This window comes from Arthrobacter sp. UYEF20, assembly GCF_040546335.1.
Classification (GTDB): domain Bacteria; phylum Actinomycetota; class Actinomycetes; order Actinomycetales; family Micrococcaceae; genus Arthrobacter.
The window spans coordinates 1-5510 of the sequence record NZ_JBEPNP010000057.1 but is presented as its reverse complement, the minus strand read 5'-3'; the positions used below and the strand labels follow the sequence as shown (position 1 = coordinate 5510).

The window sequence follows — 5510 nt, the reverse complement described above, 5'->3', positions numbered from 1 at the left end:
CGGCGTCGTCCTTGTACTTCTGGCTATACATCTTACGGTCGGTCATTGTGAAGAAGGGCTCCTAACAAGCTGTCTCACAAAACCATACGGCCGCATACGTCGCGGACGGCACCGTCACCCGGATCCGAGCCGTCAAGCCCGACCCAGCCCAATGGGACACCGACGACCGCGGATATGCCGATAGCCCTGTCACCGCACCGCTAACCCCGTTCGAGATCACCAAACAACTTCCAACCATCGGCATCGGACTTGGGGCGCCTCGTCCCCACCAAAGAGGAAAGCTCCGCGAATACATAACCCTCTGACCAGACCAACAACGTGCTTAGCGCTATCCGCTGTTCAGTTCCTACTCGCCCCCCAATTCGGTCATTTCGCCCCGCACGAGGACCAGCTGGTCTGCGGTCCCGTCCCCCCTCCAGAGCCGGGGCCCAGACGGGCACGATGTCGATGCTCGCAAAGCCCTTGCAGGTGACCAAAGGCATCGTCGACGCAGCCAAATCGATCCGGTAATTTCAATGAGAGAAGACATTTCCAGCGATGAGGTCTTCCTGGGACAGGGGTGGTTTTACGCCGCGTGGTGGTGAGTGGGCAAAGTCGCGCTCACCGCCGACGGATGCGCTAGACGGCTTCGGCGATTTCCGCGTTCGGCTGCGACTGGACAGCTTTGGTGCGTTTCCCGCCGACCGCCGAACGGAGCAACACCAAGCCGAAGCCTGCGGCCGCCCAGAGGGCGAGGACGAGAAGGGATGACCATGCGGCGGTCCCGTTGAAGTAGCCGTAGTCATTTACCGCTCGGAACGCTGCGCCGGGGGGAAGAACGGCTGAGATCGCTTGTCCCCACGAGGGCAGAATGTCGTAGCCGATTGTCGCCCCGCTCACGGCGTTGCCTACAGTGGTCAGCGAGAGCACTGCCAGAGCGATCCCTGCAGCTCCCAGCCAGGCACCGAGCGCCTTGGTCGTGAACGCGACCGACGCGGAGAGCAGCGTGAGAGTCAGCGCGAGCAGTAGCCACGGGGCGGTTAGAGCTCCGAGTATGGGACCGGCGATCGTTGCCGCGACAACGCCGATCAGTACAGCGAATCCGCCCATGGCATACAGGCGGTGGCGCAGCCTGATCTTGCCGGCGGCACCTGTGAGACCTTGCGCCAGGACGAATGACGACAGGGTGGCGCCAAATACGACGTAGAAGGCAGATAGCCCTCGGCTGTCGTACTGCACAAGCGGCACGAGGTCCTTCTCTTGCAGGGTAAGCCCGGCGTGGTCCGCCACACCTTGAACGAGTGCGCGGGCCGCTCCGCTCTCGCTGAGGCCCTTCGCGCCGGCGTAGTCGAACTGCAATGTGGTCGGCGAGGTCAAGGCCACCATGGCAACCGCGTCGCCATTACGAACCATCTGGGTGCCTTCGTTGAGCGACTTGACCTCGGTCACCGTGACGGCATCGCCCAGACCCTTTTGAGTTGCCGTGGCGAGTTGTTCGCTCACTACGGCGAGCGGTAGGTGCAATGGCGCTGGGCTGCGCTGAATACCGACGTAAACGGCGATGAAGGCGGCGCCAATGATGAGCCCGGTGAGGACTAGGGCTATCCACGCTTTGTGCTGCGTTCTGGGAGCTGCGTTCCCGCCCCACATTGGATCGGGAGATGACATGATCTGGACTTCCTCAACTAGAATGGTTTGAATGTCAAACTTCCACGATCTTACAGCTGACGGTTTGAAAAACAAACCAAAGAAAGATTCGCTCGCCGTAGCGCTCGACGCGATCAACGACCGGTGGTCGCTCCACGTCGTTCGCGCGCTGGCTTTCGGCGCGTCGCGGTACACCGAAATATTGCGCGCCGTGGGAGCCCCAAGGGACATCCTTGCCTCACGCTTGAAGAAGCTAACGGAATCCGGTATCGTCCAAGCGCGGTCGACGGAAAACGGCGGGGGTGCCGGCTATGAACTCACCCAAAAAGGAAAGGATTTGGGCCAACTCATCCTGGTTCTGAAGCGCTGGGGCGACACATACCGGGACGAAGACGTTCCGACGGTCGAGTTCGTCCATGATGCCTGCGGCCAAGTGTTTGTGGCCGAGGTGCGCTGTGAATCTTGCGGAAGACCGGTCAAGCCAGGGGAGCTCTCGATACCCCGCCCGGAGGAGACCTGCATATGAACATCATTTCCAATATGGGCGGTTTCGGCCAGGGCATCGTCAAATCGGCTTGACCCGCGCATGGAACCAATGAACAGGCGGGGCCCTGTGTGGAGCGGGAGCGTCGCACCGTGCTGGTGGACGCGCAAGATCCTCGATCGACGCGACCCAGTCCATCTCGCCGGCGATGTCAGCCGGCGACAGGACATGTTCATGAGCAGGAATCAACATGATGCTCATTGCTCTGCTTGAGATGCCATTCAGTCGGCGACGGAAAACATAGACGAGGTCCTCCGCCACCTTCCCAACACCGCCGCGTTCCCCGGCAACGAGGGGACCGAAGTCCTCGCAACGAAACCGATCCGACAAGGCTCTTCCTCCTAACCCGCTGGACCTCCGAATTACCGACCTGGGCCCGGGGTTCGGAGATGGCTAAGCACGCCGAAGTGACCGCAGGGCTTGGAACGCTTGTGTACTTCTGTGATCCGGCCAGCGCCTGGCAGCGGGCTTCGAACGAGAACGCCAACGGCTTGCTCCGCCAATACTTCCGGAAGGGAGCGGACCTCAGCGCGGTAGAACAAGCTGAAGTCCGTTTCGCCGCTGATGAGATCAACGGGCGGCCGCGTGCCGTCCTCGGGTGGGACAGTGCAACCGTTCGGTTTGCTTCCCTCCAAGCGGTGGCTGCGCTTCAGGACACGGCGGTTTCCGCTGCCACCGAAGGCACGGTTCCGCTGCCCACAACCGGGGACAATCCTCATGAGTTATCCACCGCTACGGCTGCCAGGGAGCTACCCCGATGGCTCCCAATTTCAGCCGTGGATAACCCGAATTGACCCCCAGATATGGACAGCTGGAGTGTTGGATGGGGAGTCCGTTTGCGGAACGCTGGGGGCGCTTTCTCGGGCGGGTCTAACGCTTCGATTCCGTGGGATCTCCCCTCAAGCTGGGCCGCGGGACGGCGGCCGCCGCGGTTTATGGATACTCATCTTCCGGCGCCATGTGTCGCTCTGCGGCGTTCGCGGCGGGATTCGTATACGGCATCGCGCGATGCGTTGTCGTTGTGATGGGTCTTGCTGGCCGGTTTAAGACGCTGGCTGCTGTTCCAGAAGATGGGTCCGGAGCTCCTCTAAGGTCGGCGGATTTGCCCCCGGGCGCCGCACGGTGATGGCGGCGGCCATGGAGGCGGTGCGTCCCAGCTGCTCCAGGACAGCGGGCGCGAGGCCATCGGTCCCGCGGGTGAGGAGTCCCAGGATGAGGGCTGCCATGTAGGCGTCGCCGGCTCCTATCGTGTCGGCGACCCCGGATGTCACTGATGGGATGTTCAGCCGTGTCGCCGCTGTGGCGAGCAGTGAACCCTGTGAGCCTTTGGTGATGACTGCCAGACCGGCGCCCAGCCCCAGGAGGTGCGCGGCGGTGGCATCCAAATCCTTCTGGGGGTAGAGCCACCGTGCGTCCTCATCGCTGAGTTTGACGACGTCCGTCAGATGAACCAGGTCTTCGAAGATGGACTTTGCCTCGGCGTTGCTGCCGAGCAAGGCGGGCCTGATATTGGGGTCATAGGTGATCGTGCATTCGTGGCGGCATTGCTGCAGGAGTGATTTGACCGCGTCGGCGCCCGGCGCGAGAAAAGACGCAATCGAACCGGTGTGAAGGATCTTCGGAACGTAGGCGGGAGCGACCGGGGCAAGGTCCCAGGAAATGTCGAAGTCGTAGCTGGCGGACCCATCCGTGGCGAGCGTTGCTGTCGCTGACGCTGTTCTGCGAAGGGAGTATGAGCCGGGCAGGAGCGTCACGCCGGCGCGGCGCAGGTGCCTGTCGATGGCGGCGCCGCGTTCGTCGTCGCCAATTGCGGTTAACAGCCCGGTGTTGATGCCGAGCCGGCCAAGCCCATAAGCGACGTTGGCGGGTGAACCGCCCGGGCGTTCGCGCGTACCCGCAGGCGTGGTGACGATGTCGATGAGGGCTTCGCCGACAACGATGACGTCCGGGAACGGCCGGGCCGGTATGGCGGCCTCGAGGTGGTGCATGTGCTGTCTTTCTTCAGGTGGTGTAATGCCGGACTCACGGGTCATGATGCGGCATTCAGGCTGTGGCGGCGGCGATGCCGCGGGATTTTGTTGTGGCCTTGAGACCGTGAGGTCTGCGGGCGGCACCTGCCGCTTGCCCGCAACGACGGGACCGTTACGGGTATTGAGTGACATTCAGGTTTTTTATGGTTGCTGTGCCTCCCACGGCGTAGAGCGAGACGTTGGTGCTGGTGGCGGCTGGGAAGATCAGTTCGGTCAGGGTGACTTGGCCTCCCTGGGCGAAAACCTCGACGGAGCAGCGGTCCACATAAACGGTGAGCTCGTAGGAACCGTCTGTCGTCCGGATCGGGGCAGTGTCGATGGAGGCGAAGGATCCGTGGAAGTCAGTCTGCCCGGACTCCCTGCGGTCAACGACGATGAGCCCTTCCGTGGGCCGGATGCCGATGCGGGTTCCGTGTGCCCCGTCGCCGCGGACAATAAGACCGAATTCCTTGGCTGTTCCAGGCGTGACGGTGAGCTCGATGCGTTGGACGCCGCCGGCTGCACCGTCCAGGACATGCTGGCCGTCGGATATTTCGACTGCCGCGAGGCTGAAGGACGGGGTCTGCTCAGCGTGTGAGGTCAGATTCGCGGCGGCCTGCTGGGCCAGCTGCCAGCTCCCATCCACGCTCTGCAGGGACACTTCGCGGACCAGGGACATGGGACTGCGCCACGGGGAGGTGGGGATCTCGTTGGCGTATTGCCAGTTGTTCATCCAGCCGATCATGAGCCGCCGGCCGTCGGGAACGTCGCTGAAGGAAACGGCTGCGTAGTAGTCCCGGCCCCAGTCGAGCCACTGGTACTCGCCCAGGCGCGCCGCATCCTGGCGGCCTTCGGTGACCGTGGTGGTTGAGGTGAACGTGGTGCCGTCGAAGTCTCCGACGAAATACTGCCCGGCCGACCCGCCGTTGGGTCCGCCTGGGTTGAGGTTCGCAACGAGGACCCATTTGATGTTTTCCGGGTCACCGTCGACGGGCAGCGAGAAGAGGTCCGGGCACTCCCACACGCCGCCGGTCGCGTTCGCCGGGCCGAAGCTGCTCAGCAGCTCCCAGCTTCTGAGGTCGTGGGACTTATAGAAGACGACTTCGAAATCCTGGGCTTCCACGGCCACCATGACCCAGTAGCTCCCGGCGTCTGACTCGTAGCGGAAGACCTTTGGATCGCGGAAGTCCGCTGACCCCCGGTTCAATACGGGATTGCCGTGGTGCTTGGTCCAGATGTAGCCGCCGTCCAGGCTGTAGGCCAGGGACTGCGCCTGGATGCCGTGGTATGCGGAGGCCATCTTGTAGGCGCTGGTGTAGACAGCGACCAGC

General features: G+C 62.8%; 5 protein-coding genes. 2 read left to right on the top strand and 3 right to left on the bottom strand.

Annotated elements, in window-relative coordinates; all coding sequences use genetic code 11:
* Positions 1-618 precede the first annotated feature (618 nt).
* Positions 619-1482 (bottom strand): hypothetical protein, encoded by an 864-nt coding sequence (locus ABIB26_RS23575; protein ID WP_354248625.1) that lies wholly within the window; start codon positions 1480-1482, stop codon positions 619-621.
* Between the two features lie 196 nt (positions 1483-1678).
* Between ABIB26_RS23575 and ABIB26_RS23570 the strand changes: the two genes are divergently transcribed.
* Positions 1679-2152, top strand: a complete 474-nt coding sequence (locus tag ABIB26_RS23570) for a winged helix-turn-helix transcriptional regulator (RefSeq protein ID WP_354248624.1) — start codon at positions 1679-1681, stop codon at positions 2150-2152.
* A 218-nt stretch (positions 2153-2370) separates the two neighbouring features.
* Positions 2371-2964, top strand: coding sequence for an IS30 family transposase (locus ABIB26_RS23565; protein ID WP_502913737.1), 594 nt, complete (start codon positions 2371-2373; stop codon positions 2962-2964).
* 249 nt (positions 2965-3213) lie between these two features.
* Here ABIB26_RS23565 and ABIB26_RS23560 read toward each other — a convergent pair whose 3' ends face one another.
* Both ABIB26_RS23560 and ABIB26_RS23555 read right to left on the bottom strand, forming a co-directional pair.
* On the bottom strand, positions 3214-4158 hold the full coding sequence (locus tag ABIB26_RS23560) for a carbohydrate kinase family protein (protein ID WP_354248623.1): 945 nt from the start codon (positions 4156-4158) through the stop codon (positions 3214-3216).
* Positions 4159-4312: 154 nt separating this feature from the next.
* The coding region (locus ABIB26_RS23555) for a glycoside hydrolase family 32 protein (RefSeq protein WP_354248622.1) at positions 4313-5510 on the bottom strand (1198 nt) is incomplete at its 5' end.

Bases quoted from the DNA above. Each gene is read 5' to 3' on its own strand.
- ABIB26_RS23570 (WP_354248624.1), top strand. From the start codon at position 1,679: ATGTCAAACTTCCACGATCTTACAGCTGACGGTTTGAAAAACAAACCA.
- ABIB26_RS23560 (WP_354248623.1), bottom strand. From the start codon at position 4,158: ATGCACCACCTCGAGGCCGCCATACCGGCCCGGCCGTTCCCGGACGTC.